Below are 15695 nucleotides of genomic sequence, written 5' to 3' on the forward strand. Positions count from 1 at the left end.
GCAGGCCGTGATGGCACCTGAGTCGGCAGGGACGCCGAGTCGTCCGGAAGGGGCAGAACGATGGACGATCTAGAGCCCTCGACCTCTTTGTCGAGTGCCAGTGCACGGGATGACGCGCTTCGCCGCTGGGCGTATGGGTCGTTGCCGTTGATGGCAGGAGTGGAGATGTTGCTCGGCTCGACGGTGAAGGCGGCGTTGTGGCCGGTCCTTGTCCGCGATAGTCAACATGGTCCCTGGCTGGATACCGCTGGCGGCCATCACACGCTGCTCGAGTCGGCATTGTCTGGTGGCGAGACCCGGGCGGGTCTGTTAGTCCTGGAGTTGGCGGATGTTCCCACTGGGGTGGCCCTGGGCGATCTGTTGTGTGGGATCGATCCTCGGAATCTGGCCGTCTTCCAGCGGGCGGTACGGGTTATCGGCGGTGGAGCCTGATGAGTGACCCGTTGGCGGTGAAGCCCGGCAACAGGGTCCTGGCTTACATCCTTGCCGGCGGCGTGGTCTTCCTGGCGTTGGCTGGGTTCACGTTGTCGTTCAACGCACTGACCGACCTAGCAATCCACGCGGGTATTGATCCGAACCTGGCGTGGTTGTGGCCGCTGATCGTGGACGGGTTCATCGTGGTAGCCACGCTGAGCGCGTTCGGGTTGAAGCGCCGGGGCCGGACGGTGACGTGGTACCCGTGGTCGGCGTTGGTGTTGTTCGCAGTCGTGTCGGTGGCGGGTAACGCGGTGCATGCGGTCAATGCCCCGGAACTGGCGCTGCCGTTGTGGGCGGCCTCGCTGGTCTCGGCGGTGCCGGCGATCGCGCTTCTGATTGCCTCGCACCTGCTGGTGGTCCTTATCGAAGGGCGCCGGTCTCGACCTGCACCGCGCAGGCGCGAACCGCCCAAACCAACCGCCGAACGGTCAGAGCACCGGCCGGACGCGGCGACAGCCAACGGCGATGAGTTGGGGGCCCGCCGAGGGCGGGCCGAGGCGGGCAATGGCGTGGCCAACGGGCTGAGCCTGGTGAAGCGGTTGGAGGCCATCAGCGCCGAGGGTGGTCAGATCACCGGGGCGGTGATTGCCGAAATCGAGGGCGTCTCCGAGCGCACCGGACGGCGGCGTCTGGATCGGCTACGCGAGGAGCACGGGCATCTGTTCAACGGCCAGCACCACAGTCAGGACGTGGGTGTGCGATGAGCGGGGCGGTGATCACCAACGACTACGGGCGCTTTGCGCAGATCCCGTTGGTGTTGGCGTTCGACCCGTTGATCAGCCCGAACGCGGTGAAGTTGTACACGATACTGTGGGGGTACTCCAGCGCTGGGGACCGGCAGGCGTTTCCTTCCCGGGAGACGATCGCCAAGCACATGGGCCGCTCGACCGACACCGTGGACCGGGGGCTGAAGGAACTGGTGGCCTATCAGGCGGTCGCGATCGAGCACGCCTTCGACGGTGGCCGGCAGGTGGCCAACGTTTACCGGATCTTGAACCTGGCTGTCTCGCGCCCGGACTTGTTCGACCCCGGTAGTGCGAATGCTTCGGCCACTGACGAACGGCCCGCAGCGGCACCAGGACAGGAGCCGTCGCAGACCTCTGCAACCGGGCAGGAGACGCCGGATGGAGCCGGTCCTGATGCTGGTGAGCACCGGTCGCCAGGGGCGTCTGGTGGTCCTGCGGCAAGGGGGGCCGCACCAGTGCGGCCCCGGGGCCGCAACCCTGCGCCACACGGGGGCCGCACCGGTGCGGAGGGAATATATGAACAAGAACCAGAAGAACAAGAATCCTCCTCCTCCGTACTAGCCTCACCCCAGGGCGCCGGCGAAAGTTTGCCGACGAGGACCGAGGACGATCCGTCTTCACCGTCAGAGGTTGACCACCGGCCGGCCTCAGCGCTGCGCAGTTCGCCCAACTCGGCCGCCAGTGGGCCAGGCTCCCCCGGTGGTCAGTCAGGGGCCGGTGAGCTTGTGGCCGGTGGGCTGGAGGCGCGGCTTCGGGCCGCCGGGATTGAACCGGCCCGGGTCGATCTTGGGGCGGCGAAGGATGAGGTGCTCGGGGCCAGGATGGGCCACCGGATCGGGAACCGCACGGCCTACGTGGCCGCTGCGATCATCCGCGAACCCTGGCGTTGGCCGCCCGAACCAGCCGGTGATGCGGTCCTTGGAGCACGAGCCGTAGCCCGCGACAGCGGCGGCAGCGGTGACCAGGAGCCGATACCAGGGGGCGGGTCGATGGTGGTGCGCAAACGGGTGGCGATGGTGTGCCCGAGGTGTGGGCATGAGTGGCTCTGGTGGGAGCCGCGTACCGGTGTGCATCAGTGCCCGGATTGTAAGCACCTGGAGGACCCGCACCAACCCGATCACACCAGCGCCCGCCGGCCGGGCCAGGTTGCGTGAGGCGCAAGGAGGCAACGATGACGATGCTGCAAGCCACCAACCCGGCTGCGCAGGTGCTGCTGGCCGAGGTTGATCACCTGGCTGGGTATGTGCGCCGACGGGTGCTCGATCCGGGTGAGGTCGATGAGGCCTTGCAGGCGATTCGGGTGCAGGTGTGGCGTTCAGCGCACCGGTATGACCCTGATTTGGGTGCGCCGGGGGCGTTCGTGTTTGGCATCGCGGCCAAGGTGACGACCTGGCACAGAGCAGGCCTGGCTAGCCGCCGAGCCCAGGAACGGGGGCTGCTGAGTTCGTATCCGGTCGATGGCACCGGATGCGTCAGCCAGGACCGTGACGGGCGAGTGCTCGGGGTGGATGTGGGTGCAGATCGCACCACGGTGAGCGACCCGCTGGAGGTGCTGCTGGCTGGTGAGGGTCCCGGCCCGTGGTTGCAGGTTGTGGCCGATGCCGCCAGTCATATCGAGTGGCGGGTCATCGTGGCCCTGGCTCGCCACGATGGTGATCAGGTGCGGGCGGCTGCGGCGCTGCAGATGCCGGTGCGCACGTTGCGAGCGGCCAGGGGCCGGGTGCAGGCCCTGGCCCTGACGGGGCTGGCTGCACAACTGCGATTCGATGATGGGCTGCACGCAGACCCGGTGTTGTGCGTCCCACCGGCCGGGGGGTTGCGCGAGATCATCGGATGGTTGCCCCAGAGCGCCGAGGCGACAGCGGCCGGGCTGGGCCTGAGTCCGGGGACAGTGCGCAACCGGCGAGCCCTGGCGCGCCGGGCGCTGGCGGTGGCCGAAGAGGTCGCCGCCTTGCGATAGCAGGCTTCGGAGTGCATGTCATCGGCGTCCTACCTCGCCCAACCAGGGGTGAAAGGGGTGAGGCGATGAGACCGCACCGGATGAAGAGGCGTACCTGGCACTGGCAGGTGATCGGCCTGCTGCTGATCTGGTCGGTGGTGCTAGGTGCCGTGGCATTGACCAGTTGCACGACCTCGAGCACCGGTGGTGGACGCGCAGCAGGCTCGACCCCGACACCGTCTGAGCGACCTGCGCCGGCATCCGATGACCACATGACCGGGCCCGACCACGCCCCCCACGATCACGCCCACGATCACGGGCACGACCACGGGCATGAGCGTGGGGGCGCGGGTGAGCCGATGCACGATATGGAGCGGGCCAACCCTGGTGTGGGTGAGCACCCGAGTTGGGAAGAGGACGACCAGCTCGCGGCGCTGGAGCGCGGCCGGGAGGCGATGGAAGCCTTTGCGCGCCCGGAGATGGCCCAGGTGCAATGGCTGGAGGAAATGCTGGTGTACGTGGCACCCCGGGCGCGGGAGAACTTCGCCCATATCGACCCGGCCAGCATTACCGCCACCGAGGTGAAGGACGTGGACCTGGCGCAGGTCTCCACGGCCTCGATGGCCCAGGTGATTGCCGAGACTGACGGGCACGATTATGTGGTGACGATGACGCGCCTGGCGGTGGGGCAACCGTGGCTGGTTGAGCGGATCAACCTGGACGAGCGCTGATGGCCGCACCACTAGCAGGAGCCCTGGCCAGCGCGGCCGCACGGGCCGCACGGCGCCGGTTGGGCCGCCGTGGCGGGCGGGGCTGGTTCGCCGTGGGTGCGCTGTTCGTGGTGCTGCTGGTGGTGATGTCTCCGCTGCTGTTGGTGGTTGGGCTTGTGGTCATGGTCGGCGGGCTCGGTGATGATGAGGAGGGGTCCCCTTGCGTGGGCCCGCCTGGTGGGCAGCCGGTGCTGCCAGGACAGGTGCCGGGGGATCTGACGGTCGGTCCCTGGGGTCCGGGTGAGCAGTTGGAGAACGCCGCGACGATCATGGCGGCCGCGGCGGCGATGGGTGTGAGCGCCCACGGCCAGCAGATCGCGGTGATGACCGCGATCGGTGAGTCGAGCCTGATCAACCTCGATCACGGCGACCAGGCTGGTCCGGATAGCCGCGGGTTGTTCCAGCAGCGAGATTCTTGGGGTCCCGAGGCCGATCGGATGAACCCCTGGCGGGCGGCGGAGATGTTCTACGAAAGGCTCCTGGAGGTCGAGGGCTGGGCGGACCTGGCCCCAACCGAGGCGGCCCACCGGGTGCAACGCAATCAGGACCCGCTGCAATATCAGCCGCATTGGCCTGATGCGGTGGACATCGTGGCGGCGCTGAGCGATGGCGCGGAACCGGGCCCGGGTGGCGGTGAGGACTGGCGCACATTCGATGTGGGGCCGGTGCGCCCTCAGACGCAGGCGCTGGCCGATGAGATTGGCAACATGTGGGACCTGGCCCCTGGCGATGTGCACGGGTGGCGAGCCAGCGCCCGGGATGCCGCCGGGCATCCGGCAGGCCTGGCGATTGACTTCATGGTCGATGTCGGCCCGCAGAACACACCACAGGGCCAGCAATTAGGCCAGGACATCGTGGACCACATGATCACCCACGCCGATCGGCTGGCGGTCGATTACATCATCTGGCGCCAGGCCATCTGGTTCGCCCACTCCCCCCAGGACGGCTGGCAGGACATGGCCGACCGCGGCGATGGCCTCGATCCGGCCGATGACCGGCGAGTGAACCACTTCGATCACCCACACGTAAACCTGGACCCGATCGGAGCCCATGGCTGCTGGGGTGATCACGGCCCGGGGGGATTGGTGGGTGAGGGTGAGTGGACTCAGCCCGCGATTGGCGCCGTCACCTCCTCCTACGGCCTGCGCTGGGGAGCGCACCATAACGGCACCGACATCAGCGGCGGGTCGTGCGATGAGCCGCTGTATGCCGCCAGCGACGGTGTGGTCACCTACGTGGGCCTGGACCACCCGACTTTCGGGCTCAGTGGGCACGTGATCGTGATCGAACACGAGCCGGGGCTACAGACCTCCTATAACCACATGCACCCCCACGGGGTGCTGGCTCAGGTGGGCCAGGAGGTCGAAGGCGGGGAGTTGATCGGACTGTCCGGGCAGGAGGGCAATGCCACCGGGTGTCACTTGCATTTCTCGGTGTGGGTCGCCGGCAGCGACGTCGATCCAGAGCCGTTCATGTCAGAGCGTGGGGCAACCCTTGGGTGAAACGCATGTCACTACCCCCTGGTGATGGTCAACCAGGGACGAAGGGAGCACCGATGAACACCACGACGAGGCCCAGGGCAGTGATCGCAGCCGTTGCCGTGCTGCTGGTGCTGGCGGCCTGCTCATCAGCGGAGCAGGACAGCGATGAGCAGGCCGCACGGGCACCGGCACCGACCCCGACCGAGGAGACTACCGCCGTCATCGGAGACGATGAGGATGAGGGTCAGGACTGGAGCGAGTACGTCAGCATGCCGCAGGACCGGGCCGACCTCCTGGTGGCCGAACGGCGAGCGTTCAACGGCGGATGGCGCATCTTCGAGGCCGACCGGTGGCGCTCGGAGGAAGGGTGCGGGTGCGCTGAGGTTGAGGGCGGACCGGAGTTGTACCCCGCTGGCACCGAAGTGGCCTTGTACGTGGTCGAGTTCAGCCCGCGCCAGATGACCATGAACGACCAGGCACGCCTGGGCGGGCAGGACTGGTGGACCCTGCCAGATGTCCAGGTCGATGCCAACTACCTTCCCTCGGCACGCACCGCCGTACTCAACGACAGTGGTCAGCAGGTACTGGAGAGGGTCAACATCGACCAGATCACCACCGAAGAGATCGGCTGGTTACCCCAGGGACTGACCGGCGGGCAGGCCCTGAAGGTCGAACCTGGCCCTGGCGACAGCGGCACGGTGTGGTTCGCCCTTGCCTACTGGCTCGACCCTCAGGCCCGCGACATCGAGGTCACCCTGGGCGGCATCGTCGCAGCGGAGGAGATGACCGAGGAGAACGATGAGACATGGCTCACCGAGACCCTCACGGTGCCCCTGCACCCCACAGGCGGTGACCGGTGATGACAGAGATGACGCTGGCTGAAATGGGCCAACTCGTCGCCGGGCTGCTGGTTCTGCTCGGCGCAGTCGGGGCGTACATGGCGGTGAAGGCCTACAACGTGAGCCGCCGCGTGGGAATAGAACCGAGTGATGAACCCCGGATCGAAGAAGCCAAAGAAAGGGAACAGTCATGAATACGATGACGAAACTGGCTGTGAGTGTGATGGCCAATGTCAGGCAGCCGAGCCCGGATTGGGACGTGGTGGGCATTCGAGGGATGAACACCGTGGCTGGCTGGGTACTCGCCTTCGTCCTGGTCGCCGCGCTGATCGCGGTGCTGGTCGGCGCCGGGATGGTGCTGTTCGGCAAGTTCGGGCGTAACCAGGACATCTTCCAGCGCGGTCTGATCATCGTCGGCTGCGCGGTGGCTGGCGCCGCGATCGGATCCTCGGCAGCGATGCTGGTCAACCTCGGTGCTGGGCTGGCGCTGTAACGACGAGCAGCCAAGAAAAGCCTACGATGAGCCGTTACCGCCGGACCGTGGTCACCATCCTGGGTGGGCTGGTGGGCGCCGTGGTGTCGCTGCTGCTGGGCGCTGCCCCGGCTGCTGCCCAAGAGCGAACAGCGCTGCTGTCGGCCGATGTGCAGATCATCGTCTCCGGTGAGCACCCGAGGGAGGGTTTCGAGGCGAGGGTGACAGTGGCCAATGCCGGGCCAGCCGAGGCGGTCAACGTGCGGGTGCACGTTGAGGTTCCCTCGTCGGTCACCTGGCAGTCCTCAGAACCCGAGCCGGTTCGCGTGGGTGAGGGCCGGACCTTTGAGTGGGACCACATTGCGGCAGATGACGAGGCCACGATCACCATCTCAGCCCGCGCTTCGGCGGCGTGGGACGGCGAAGACCTCCTCAGCGTGCAGCGGCCGAACTCCTCCACCCCCGGCCCCTCAGCGCCGTTCGACACCACCGCCGAAGCCGACTACGACTGCGGACGGATGGATTTCTCCTGCCGGGCCTCCGAGGCCACCACCAACGTGCTGATGCAGTTCCTTGCCGCGATGGGCGGCCTGGTCGCCGATGCGATCAGCGGCGCCCTAGGCCAGAGCATCAGCGACGAGCAGTGGAACGTGGCCTACGACCAATGGGGCGTGTGGGCCGGGCTGATGCTGACGATGGTCATGGTCGTCATGCTCTATCAGGTCGCCATGGGTCTGCTGATGCAGAACCGGCAACGGATCATCCGGGCCGTGCTCGGCGGGGTGCTGGCGGTCCCGATCGCCACCGTGGCGGTGGTGGTCATGCGCCAACTGACCGGAATCGTCGATGAGGCATCCAGTGTGGCGATCCAGAACATCTCCGGTGGTCAGATGAGCCAGGCCATGTTGAACATGGTCGGTTTGAACCCTGAGGTTGGGGAAGCGATCAATGCCGACTCTGCGACGGGTATGGCGCTGCGGGCGGCACTTGATAGCCCCGCCGGGCTGGGGGCGTTGCTGGTCGGGACGATCATTTTCTTAGTGTTGCTGCTCGCGTCGCTGCTGTTGTGGGCGGGAATGGTATTTCGTGATTACGGGCTGCTGATCCTGGCGGCGCTGGCCCCGCTGGCGCTGATGCTGGCCGGGCAGCACAAACTCCAGGCCTGGGCCGAGAAGTGGCTGCAAGTCACAGCCGGACTGCTGATGGCCAAGCCACTGGCCACCGGGATCATCGCCACCACCACCAACCTGGTGGCCTTCGGGTCGGTGGACTTCATGGACATGGTGGTGGGCTGTCTGATCCTGATCGTGGCGGCCTTCGCGCCGCTGTGGTCGGTCAAACTCGTGGACTTCACCGGCTCGGAGGTCTCCGGGGCGATGGCCGGACGCCCGCACGCGACCCCGGTGATGCAGAAGGTGTCCGGCCCAGCGCGTGTGCTGACCCGCAGGAAGTGAGGCTGAACAATGACCCTGACCCAAGCCCCTGACACTGAGGCCGAGACCACCGGGCAGCCGTCTGTGAGGTTCACCCAGCGCGAGCGGCGTGGGGTGTTCCTGGGACTGAAGTGGCCCCAACTCATTGTCGTCATCGCGGTGGTCGCCATCGTGCTGCTGGTGCTGATCATCGACGGCGGAGGCGTAGCGGTGTGGACCGCCGTCATCGGGCTGATGATCATCGCTGTGGCCGTGTGGCGGTATCACGGGGAGCCGGTGATCACGCTGATGGCACAGTCAGTGCGGTACCTCGCCCGCGCGGCGGGCGGGCAGACACGGTTCCGGCGCAATGTGTGGTGGCGCATCACCACCACCCCGTTACCTCCCGGGAACCCGCCGGAGATGATCCCGGTGCCGGAGGTTTTTCGGCACGAGACGCTGCCGGGCGGGCTGGGAGACATCGCCTATGTGGACATTCCCGCGCGGGCAGGAGGGTTCATCTACAACTCCCGCGCCGGGCTGGCGTCGGTGACCATGCAGGTTCGCTCCACGGCTTGGATGCTGCGTGATGAGGGTAAGAAGGAAGGCACCTACTATGGGTTCGCCGCCTGGATCAGTTCGCTGGAGACGATGAAGGGGCTGACCGAGGCGAACCTGCGGGTACGGGTGGACCGGGCAGGCACCACCGAACTGACCGACTACGCCGCCGCCCAGGGCGCAGTGCGCAAGACCCGTGTCAGCGACCAGCTCGAGCAGGAGTACGCCGAGCTGATCCGCACCGAGGCGAATCGCTCGATGGAGTTCAGCAACTACATTACCCTGACGTTCGACACCAGGATGTTGAGCACCGACATCAAGGACTCCGGTGGCGGGCTGGCCGGGCTCGGGGCGATCCTGACAGATCGGGCCCAGACGTTGGCGATAGCGCTGATGAGCATGGACGTGACGCTGGTGTCCTGGCTGGATGCCCCGGCGCTGGATGAGATGACACAGACCGCGCTGGACCCGGTGATGGCAGCCGACCGGCGAGAACGCTGGGGACGCACCGAACGCGAAACCCAATCCCGCCCGGCAGTGATGGCCGGGGCCGAAACGCCGCAGACTATTCACCTTGGGCATAGCGTGCACCGGACCTTCTGGGTCAACGAGTGGCCCCGCACCGTGGTCAAGACCGGGTTCCTGGAGCGGCTGTTCTACACCGGCGAATCCACCAGGGTGCTGTGCATCCAGTTCCGCCCGGTGCCCACCGACAAAGCCCTGAACGATCTGGCCAGCGCCCAGCAGGACATGCAGACCGCGCAGAACATCCGCGAGCGGTGGGGCGGGCGCACCTCGGTGCAGCACCACAAGGAACGCGCTGACCTCGACCGGCGCGAAGAGGAACTGTCCGATGGCTTCACCGACGATCGGTTTCGGGCGTTCTTGACGATCTCGGCGCCGACCGAGGCCGGGCTGCGGCGAGACCGCTCGGCCCTGGAGCAGGCCGCGGTGGGCTGCGGGTTGCGCGTGGCCCCGATGTGGGCACAGCAGTGGGCGGCCCTGGTGACCGCGGCCACAGCGATCCCCACCGAGCACAAGACCAAGTAGAAGAGAGGGGCACACCGGTGGCAGACAGCCAGCAGCTGGTCCTGTCCTCTCGTGCGCCGCTGCGCTCACGACGGGACCGGGCAGAGGACCGCAAGGAACTGCACCGGGTGCGCAAGGAACTGCGCCCGGACAAGCACCGGGTCGAGGCCGAGCGCGAAGCGCGCGAGTTCACCTTCTCCAAGATGCCGCGCGGGGGGTGGAAACTGGACCAGAATCTGCGCGGACGTACACGCGTGGACCCGCCGGCGCATCGGGCTAGTTCCAAGACCCTGGGGGCGGCCTACCCGTTCCTGACGGAATCGGGAGAGATTCTGCGCGGGCCTTACATCGGGGAGAACATGTTGTCCCGCTCCCCGTTCTGCTTCGACATGTGGGACGCCTACGACGATGGGGTGATCAAGTCCCACTCGGTGGCGATCCTGGGCGTAAAGGGCTCAGGTAAGTCGATGCTGGCCAAATCCTGGGCCAGCCGCCTGGCCCTGATGGGCCGCCACATCGCCGTCCCGCACGACCCCAATGCCGAGTGGAGCAAGGTCGCGGCCTACGTTGGCGGCAAGACGGTCGCGGTCGGCCCGGGAATCGACGCCAAGGTGAACCTGCTCGATCCCGGCACGCCAGATGAGTCCCTGACCGCCCAAGCCTGGCGTGCACAGGTGCTCGCTGACAGGCGCGCGACCCTGAAGGCCGTGGTCAATCTGCTGCGTAAAACTATTGATCTGGCACCTGAAGAGCACACCGCCCTAGATGATGCGCTGGCCGACCTGGACACCAATGCGACGGTCACCGTAGTCGATGCGTTCCACAAACTGCGCGAACACTCCAAGGACCCGGATGAAGACATCGCCCACGCCTCCCGGCGACTGGCCCACACCCTACGCCGCCTGGTGGCAGGTGACCTGGCCGGGCCGTTCGACGGGCCCTCGACCATCAGGTTCGACCCCACGGCACCGATCATGACCGTGGACACCTCCCGACTGAAGAACGCCAACCCGGAGATGCAGGCACTGTCCCGTCTGGCAACCTCGGCCTGGGTACGCAACGCCACCTCAGGGTCGAACCGTGGCAAGCGGGTAGTGGTCCACGAAGAGGCCGCTATTGCGCTGATGAACGAAGTCCATGGCGGATCGGGACTGAAGGATCGGGTGGCCGATGAAAAGACCGCTCGCCACGCCGGGACCTCCAACTGGTACTTACTGCACCGCATCGCCGACCTGGATGCCCTCGGCGATGAGGGATCGGCAATGCAGACCCAGGCCCGCGGATTGCTGGCCGACTGCGAGACCCGGGTGTCCTACCAGCAGCACGCCGGTGAGATCGCCCGCTCGAGCCGGATGCTGGGATGGAACAGGACCATGGGCGATGTGGTGCGCAAACTCGGCAAAGGCCAGGGGCTGTGGCAGATCGGCCCGGACCGCCTGGCCATGGTTCGAAACAAATTGACCGACCTTGAGTACGACACCTTCCGCACCGATGCCCAGGGAGGTCCGCGATGAACTCCTCGGACCGTACCGTGGTGGCGTTCCTGGCCCTTTTAGCCGCAGGGTTGGGCTTGGCCGGGGTGCTGCTGGGCTCCGGGTGGCTGGCCACTCTCGCCGCCTGCGGGGCATCACCCGAGCAGGTGGGGCTGCTCGACGGGTTCCGGCTGATCATCGGTGGCGATGAGACCGTGCTGGCCACCGCGGGCGGGTGCACGCCCACACGCGCCTGGGGTGTGGGGGCACTCACCGGGATCATCGTTGTGCTGGCGTTGATTGGGATCGCAGCCGCGGTGGCCTGGTTGCGCTACCGGCAGTCTGATACCCACTTCATCCGCACCATGCGCTACCGCAACGGGTTCGCTCACCGCACCGAACTGCGTCGGCACCTCGGAGCGCGGGCGATGGTCAAGGCGGCCGGCACCCTGCGGCCCGCGCTACTTCGGCGCCAGGTGAAGGCAACCGATGTGGGCTGGAAGGTCGGCACCTCCCGCCGGATCGAGACCTACGTGTCCATCGAGGACTCGGTCATCGTGATCGGCCCCCCACGATCGGGCAAGGGCCTGCGGTTCATCATCAACGCCATCCTGGACTGGCCCGGCCCCCTGGTGACCACCTCCACCCGCAACGACAACCTCGCCGCGACCTACCACACCAGGCAGCAGATGGGAGAGGTGATCGTGTTCGACCCGCAGCGGCTCTCCGGAATCCGCTCACCAGTGCGCATCTCCCCGATCACCGGGTGCCAAGACCCGATGGTGGCCACCGGGCGGGCTGCGGCCCTGGTGACCGGCTCCGGGCTGGGCCAAGGGGCGCAGAACCAGGAATGGGCCGGACGGGCCACCGAACAACTCTCCGCGCTGCTGCTGGCCGCCGCCGTGGGCGGCCGCGGGGTAGCAGACCTGGCCAGGTGGGGCGGCAACCCCCAGGCAGCAGCCGAAGCCATCGACATCCTCAACGTGGACGGGCCACCCGGATGGGGATCAAGCCTGGAATCGGTCATCGAGGGCGATCAGAAACTCCTGGGCAACATCTGGTTCGGGGTATCCGGGGCGTGCGCACCGCTGCGCATCCCCCAGATCGCCGAGGCCATGACCCCACGGACCGGGGAGGCGACCTTCAACCCCGATGAGTTCATCCAAGGCACCAACACCCTGTACATGATCGGCACTAAGGTCGGCGCCGGTGCCGCCGGCGGCTACCTCGCCGCACTGCTCGATGACGTGGTCGAGCAAGCCAGACGCCGGGCGCTGTCGATGCCCGGCTCCCGGCTGGACCCGCCGCTAGGCCTGGTGCTCGATGAGATCGCCAACATCTTCACCTGGCCGCACCTGCCGACCGTGATGTCCGACGGCGGGGGCAGTGGTATCTCAACCCTGGTGGTGCTCCAAGCACGCTCCCAGGCCGAGACCGCCTGGAGCCGGGCCGAGATGGACTCGGTGTTCTCCGCAGCCACAGCAAAGATGCTCTTGGGCGGCAGCGCCGACGTGGCGTTCCTGCGGGACATGGAGAACCTGCTCGGCCAACGCGAAGAGATCAAGACCGAAAGGTCCTACAGCGAGGGCTCCACCTCCCGGCAGTACCGCCACGAGCGCCTAGCGGTGATGAGCATCGAGGAGATGCGCAGAATGCCGGCGAAACTGGGACTGCTGGCCTACCGGCGAGTGCGCCCGGTACTACTGGACCTGGAAGCCTGGATCGACCGCGGCGACGCCCGGCAAGTCAAGGCCGGCAAGGCCGCCACCGAGTCGGCCCAACGCGAGGTCTTCGCCGAACAGCGTGCCCAGGCCTCGGCGAGGCGGCGCAGGTGGTGATCGGATGAGACCTAGGCTGGCCACCCGGACCAGGTACAGACGAACGCGACGCCGGGGACGGAGAGGCAGATACGTGCACGGTTACCTGCGTGATGTGGCCTGGTTCCGGCGCCGGGATGCCTGGTTCGTCGAAGAACAGGCCCGGCGCGAGCAGATCAGGTGCATCGTGTGCATCAAAGCCGACACCAAACGCCACCTGGAACTGCACCACCTCGACTACACCGGCGTGCGCCAGGACGACCAGGGGCGGTGGGTCGCCGGCGAACGCCACGAAGACCTGGTGGCCGCCCACCCGCGGTGTCACGAATGGATTCACACCGTCCTGGACCGCGACACCGCAGCAGCATCAGCACGCGACCGGCGCGCGGCCAACGTGCGCGTCATCCGCGCACTACGAGCCAAGATCGCCCAGACCCTGGGCGTGCAGGCCGGCGAGCCAGAGGGCCTGGAAGAGCCGGACCGATGAGCCAGGACCGCCCGCAAGGTTGGATGCCCGAGGATGACATCCCGATAGAGGAACTGGCCGCAGCCCTCGAAGGCGATGACCACTGGTCCGACAAGGCGCTGGCCGACCGCACCGGCGGGCAGGAGGTCATCGGCCCGGCCATCATCAACTGGCGCGAGATCGAGACAGAGACCCGCAACGAGGCCGCACAGCACCTGATCGATTGGGTACACGGCTGGCTCATCCCCCGCTACGCCCTGCAAGACAAGGACCTACCGGAGTGCTGGTGGCGCCACGGGATGCTGATCGAGGAACTCTCAGCCCTGCACACCGCCTGGCTGGTGGCCTTCCACGAGACCGACGGCGGCAACGGCCCGATTGGCTGGCACGAGCGATTCGCCCTTGCCCGCACCCGAATGAAAGTCGGCTGCGCCGCCGGTGTCCATCGGGACAAACCGCTACGTCGCCTGCCCAAGGTGGACCCGGGCGAGTTGTGACCAGCCAGGTGGCGCATGTCACCAGTGCGCGCTGCCGGTCAACCAGGGACGAGCCCGCCACACCCGACGGGCTGGCCCAACCGATGAAGGAGCGCACCGATGGTCATCAAGGCACCGATCACCGTGGAGGGAAACCTCACCGGAGATCCCGATCTGATCTACACCGATGACGGCAAGCCCTACGCCCGATTCAACCTAGCGATCAACGACCGGCAGTACAACAACGAGACAGGACAGTTCGAAGAGGTGGGCGAGCCCATCTTCCACGGCGTGACTGTCTTCGGCCAGCAAGCCGAGAACGTCGCCAACAGCCTGCGCAAAGGCGACACCGCCCTGGTCCAGGGCGACCTGCGATTCACCACCTGGCAAACCGACGACGGGCAGCGCCGACAGGGCAGCGAAATCCTCGCCCGAGGTGTCGGCCCGTCCTTACGATTCAAGACCGCGCAGGTGGACCGCAGCCCAAAAGCACCGAGCCTGGCGGCTGAAACCACCGGGCCAACCGCCGCCACGGCCGAGACAGGACCCATTACCAAACCCGCACCAGTACCCGAGGCTGCCTCACCAAGCCGCTGAACGCTCAACCACCGTCAAAACCGAAGGTGAAGTAGTGAAGAACGGGGGCGGACCGCATGGTCTGCCCCCGTCGCCTTGCACTGGGCGAGCGGGTCGCTCCACGTCTGGCGATCAGCAGATTGAGAGTGAGCGCTTGTAATCGCGTGAGAGGTCCGATTCGTTGGTCAGTCGGGGAGCACGTCCAGCGGTGTTTGCCCTGGCTTCAACTCGGGCTTAAAGGTCGGGAATCCGATTCGCCCGCCATTGAGAGGCGTCACGCTGTCGGTCCAGTCAGGCATCTCCACGCGAAAATCCAGACCTCCGTTGTCCTCCTCCGCGACAACCCCGACAACCACTCCCCGCAACTCGAGAAGGCGGTGGGCGACGTTCGGTGGTAGCGCGAGGTTCCAGGCTTGCGGCACCTGCACCGACTCGTACATCCATCCCTCCTCCTGGCCACCAGCGAGCGGGTAGAACTCGTGCAGTAGTTCCCGGGTAAATCCGTAGGTATCGGGACCGTGGTCACCGGCTGGCGCGCGTATCGCAGCCTCGATGAACATACTGATCTCATACTCGATGGCACGGTGGCCCCAACGAAGGTTGCTGTCGGGGTGGGGCACGCCGATCCGCTTGACCCGCAGTTCACCGCCGACAAGCGCATACTTCATCACGATGAAGATGTCTCCACGTCCCGCAACGCGTGCCTCTCGTATCGCCGCCCAAGGGTCGTCGAGGCATGCGTACAGCAGGGGTTCACCCGCGTGATTGAATCTCCCCGGAATCGATTTCCGGGGTGGCGGCTCCCATAGGTCCTCAACCCAGTAGCCCTGGTATGCCTTCTCGCGACTCACTTTGCGAGTGCGCCAAAGGTGAATCTCGCCCGGATACCACGCGTGCCAACTAAACGATGTAAGTGCAGTCTGATCGTTGCCTGCTTGGATCACGTGCCGGACTTCAGCGGGTGCGTCCACGTCTGAACGGCTTAGGTCGAGCTTCCAGTACCGGTCTCTTCGAGCCCGGTACTCGTCCCAGTCAAAGTTGGAGTAGTACGCCTCCTTCTGCTCCACGAGGAACTGGTCGTCGGGATGTAAGGGATGTTCGATCTGGCGGCCTATTCCGGACCGCTTCTTGGGCGTGGCCATGACTCATTCTCGCCTGCCTGGCA

At 66.5% G+C, this 15695-nt stretch carries 17 protein-coding genes; 16 read left to right on the forward strand and 1 reads right to left on the reverse strand.

Translation table 11 applies throughout. The annotated features are described in order from the left end of the window. Nucleotides 1–60: 60 nt before the first annotated feature. From ACO0LU_RS16200 to ACO0LU_RS16275, 16 genes are all read left to right on the forward strand, one after another. Nucleotides 61–432, forward strand: coding sequence for a hypothetical protein (locus ACO0LU_RS16200; RefSeq protein ID WP_424792389.1), 372 nt, complete (start codon nt 61–63; stop codon nt 430–432). Next, nucleotides 432–1181 (forward strand): DUF2637 domain-containing protein, encoded by a 750-nt coding sequence (locus tag ACO0LU_RS16205; protein WP_424792390.1) that lies wholly within the window; start codon nt 432–434, stop codon nt 1179–1181. The genes ACO0LU_RS16200 and ACO0LU_RS16205 overlap by 1 nt, the downstream gene beginning before the upstream one ends. Before the next feature lie 8 nt (nt 1182–1189). Beyond that, nucleotides 1190–2377, forward strand: coding sequence for a helix-turn-helix domain-containing protein (locus ACO0LU_RS16210; RefSeq protein ID WP_424792391.1), 1188 nt, complete (start codon nt 1190–1192; stop codon nt 2375–2377). A 17-nt stretch (nt 2378–2394) separates the two neighbouring features. Beyond that, on the forward strand, nt 2395–3183 hold the full coding sequence (locus ACO0LU_RS16215; RefSeq protein WP_424792392.1) for a sigma factor: 789 nt from the start codon (nt 2395–2397) through the stop codon (nt 3181–3183). An 80-nt stretch (nt 3184–3263) separates the two neighbouring features. Further along, the gene (locus ACO0LU_RS16220) at nt 3264–3893 is read left to right on the forward strand and encodes a hypothetical protein (RefSeq protein ID WP_424792393.1); all 630 of its coding nucleotides are present in this window, start codon (nt 3264–3266) and stop codon (nt 3891–3893) included. After that, nucleotides 3893–5434 (forward strand): M23 family metallopeptidase, encoded by a 1542-nt coding sequence (locus ACO0LU_RS16225; RefSeq protein WP_424792394.1) that lies wholly within the window; start codon nt 3893–3895, stop codon nt 5432–5434. Before ACO0LU_RS16220 ends, ACO0LU_RS16225 begins: the two co-directional genes overlap by 1 nt. A 53-nt stretch (nt 5435–5487) precedes the next feature. After that, nucleotides 5488–6273, forward strand: coding sequence for a hypothetical protein (locus ACO0LU_RS16230; RefSeq protein ID WP_424792395.1), 786 nt, complete (start codon nt 5488–5490; stop codon nt 6271–6273). Beyond that, nucleotides 6273–6446 carry a hypothetical protein gene (locus tag ACO0LU_RS16235; protein WP_424792396.1) on the forward strand — a complete coding sequence of 58 codons (174 nt, stop codon included), beginning with the start codon at nt 6273–6275 and terminating at the stop codon, nt 6444–6446. The genes ACO0LU_RS16230 and ACO0LU_RS16235 overlap by 1 nt, the downstream gene beginning before the upstream one ends. Further along, nucleotides 6443–6745, forward strand: a complete 303-nt coding sequence (locus ACO0LU_RS16240; RefSeq protein WP_424792397.1) for a hypothetical protein — start codon at nt 6443–6445, stop codon at nt 6743–6745. The genes ACO0LU_RS16235 and ACO0LU_RS16240 overlap by 4 nt, the downstream gene beginning before the upstream one ends. A gap of 26 nt (nt 6746–6771) precedes the next feature. Next, complete coding sequence (locus ACO0LU_RS16245) at nt 6772–8178, forward strand: hypothetical protein (protein ID WP_424792398.1); 1407 nt, start codon at nt 6772–6774, stop codon at nt 8176–8178. 9 nt (nt 8179–8187) lie between these two features. Beyond that, entirely contained in the window at nt 8188–9744 is a 1557-nt protein-coding gene (locus ACO0LU_RS16250; RefSeq protein WP_424792399.1) for an SCO6880 family protein, read from the forward strand. A gap of 17 nt (nt 9745–9761) precedes the next feature. Next, nucleotides 9762–11237 (forward strand): hypothetical protein, encoded by a 1476-nt coding sequence (locus tag ACO0LU_RS16255; RefSeq protein WP_424792400.1) that lies wholly within the window; start codon nt 9762–9764, stop codon nt 11235–11237. Then, entirely contained in the window at nt 11234–13033 is a 1800-nt protein-coding gene (locus ACO0LU_RS16260; RefSeq protein ID WP_424792401.1) for a TraM recognition domain-containing protein, read from the forward strand. The genes ACO0LU_RS16255 and ACO0LU_RS16260 overlap by 4 nt, the downstream gene beginning before the upstream one ends. 73 nt (nt 13034–13106) lie before the next feature. After that, nucleotides 13107–13499, forward strand: coding sequence for a hypothetical protein (locus tag ACO0LU_RS16265; RefSeq protein WP_424792402.1), 393 nt, complete (start codon nt 13107–13109; stop codon nt 13497–13499). Beyond that, on the forward strand, nt 13496–13975 hold the full coding sequence (locus tag ACO0LU_RS16270) for a DUF4913 domain-containing protein (protein WP_424792403.1): 480 nt from the start codon (nt 13496–13498) through the stop codon (nt 13973–13975). The genes ACO0LU_RS16265 and ACO0LU_RS16270 overlap by 4 nt, the downstream gene beginning before the upstream one ends. 99 nt (nt 13976–14074) lie before the next feature. Further along, the gene (locus ACO0LU_RS16275) at nt 14075–14551 is read left to right on the forward strand and encodes a single-stranded DNA-binding protein (RefSeq protein WP_424792404.1); all 477 of its coding nucleotides are present in this window, start codon (nt 14075–14077) and stop codon (nt 14549–14551) included. A gap of 164 nt (nt 14552–14715) precedes the next feature. On the opposite strand, the gene ACO0LU_RS16280 is transcribed toward ACO0LU_RS16275, so the two are convergent. Continuing rightward, nucleotides 14716–15672 (reverse strand): RES family NAD+ phosphorylase, encoded by a 957-nt coding sequence (locus ACO0LU_RS16280; protein ID WP_424792405.1) that lies wholly within the window; start codon nt 15670–15672, stop codon nt 14716–14718. Nucleotides 15673–15695: the final 23 nt, after the last annotated feature.

Origin of the sequence: Pseudactinotalea sp. Z1748 (genome assembly GCF_049725185.1) — a bacterium.
Lineage (GTDB): Bacteria > Actinomycetota > Actinomycetes > Actinomycetales > Beutenbergiaceae > CALKWS01.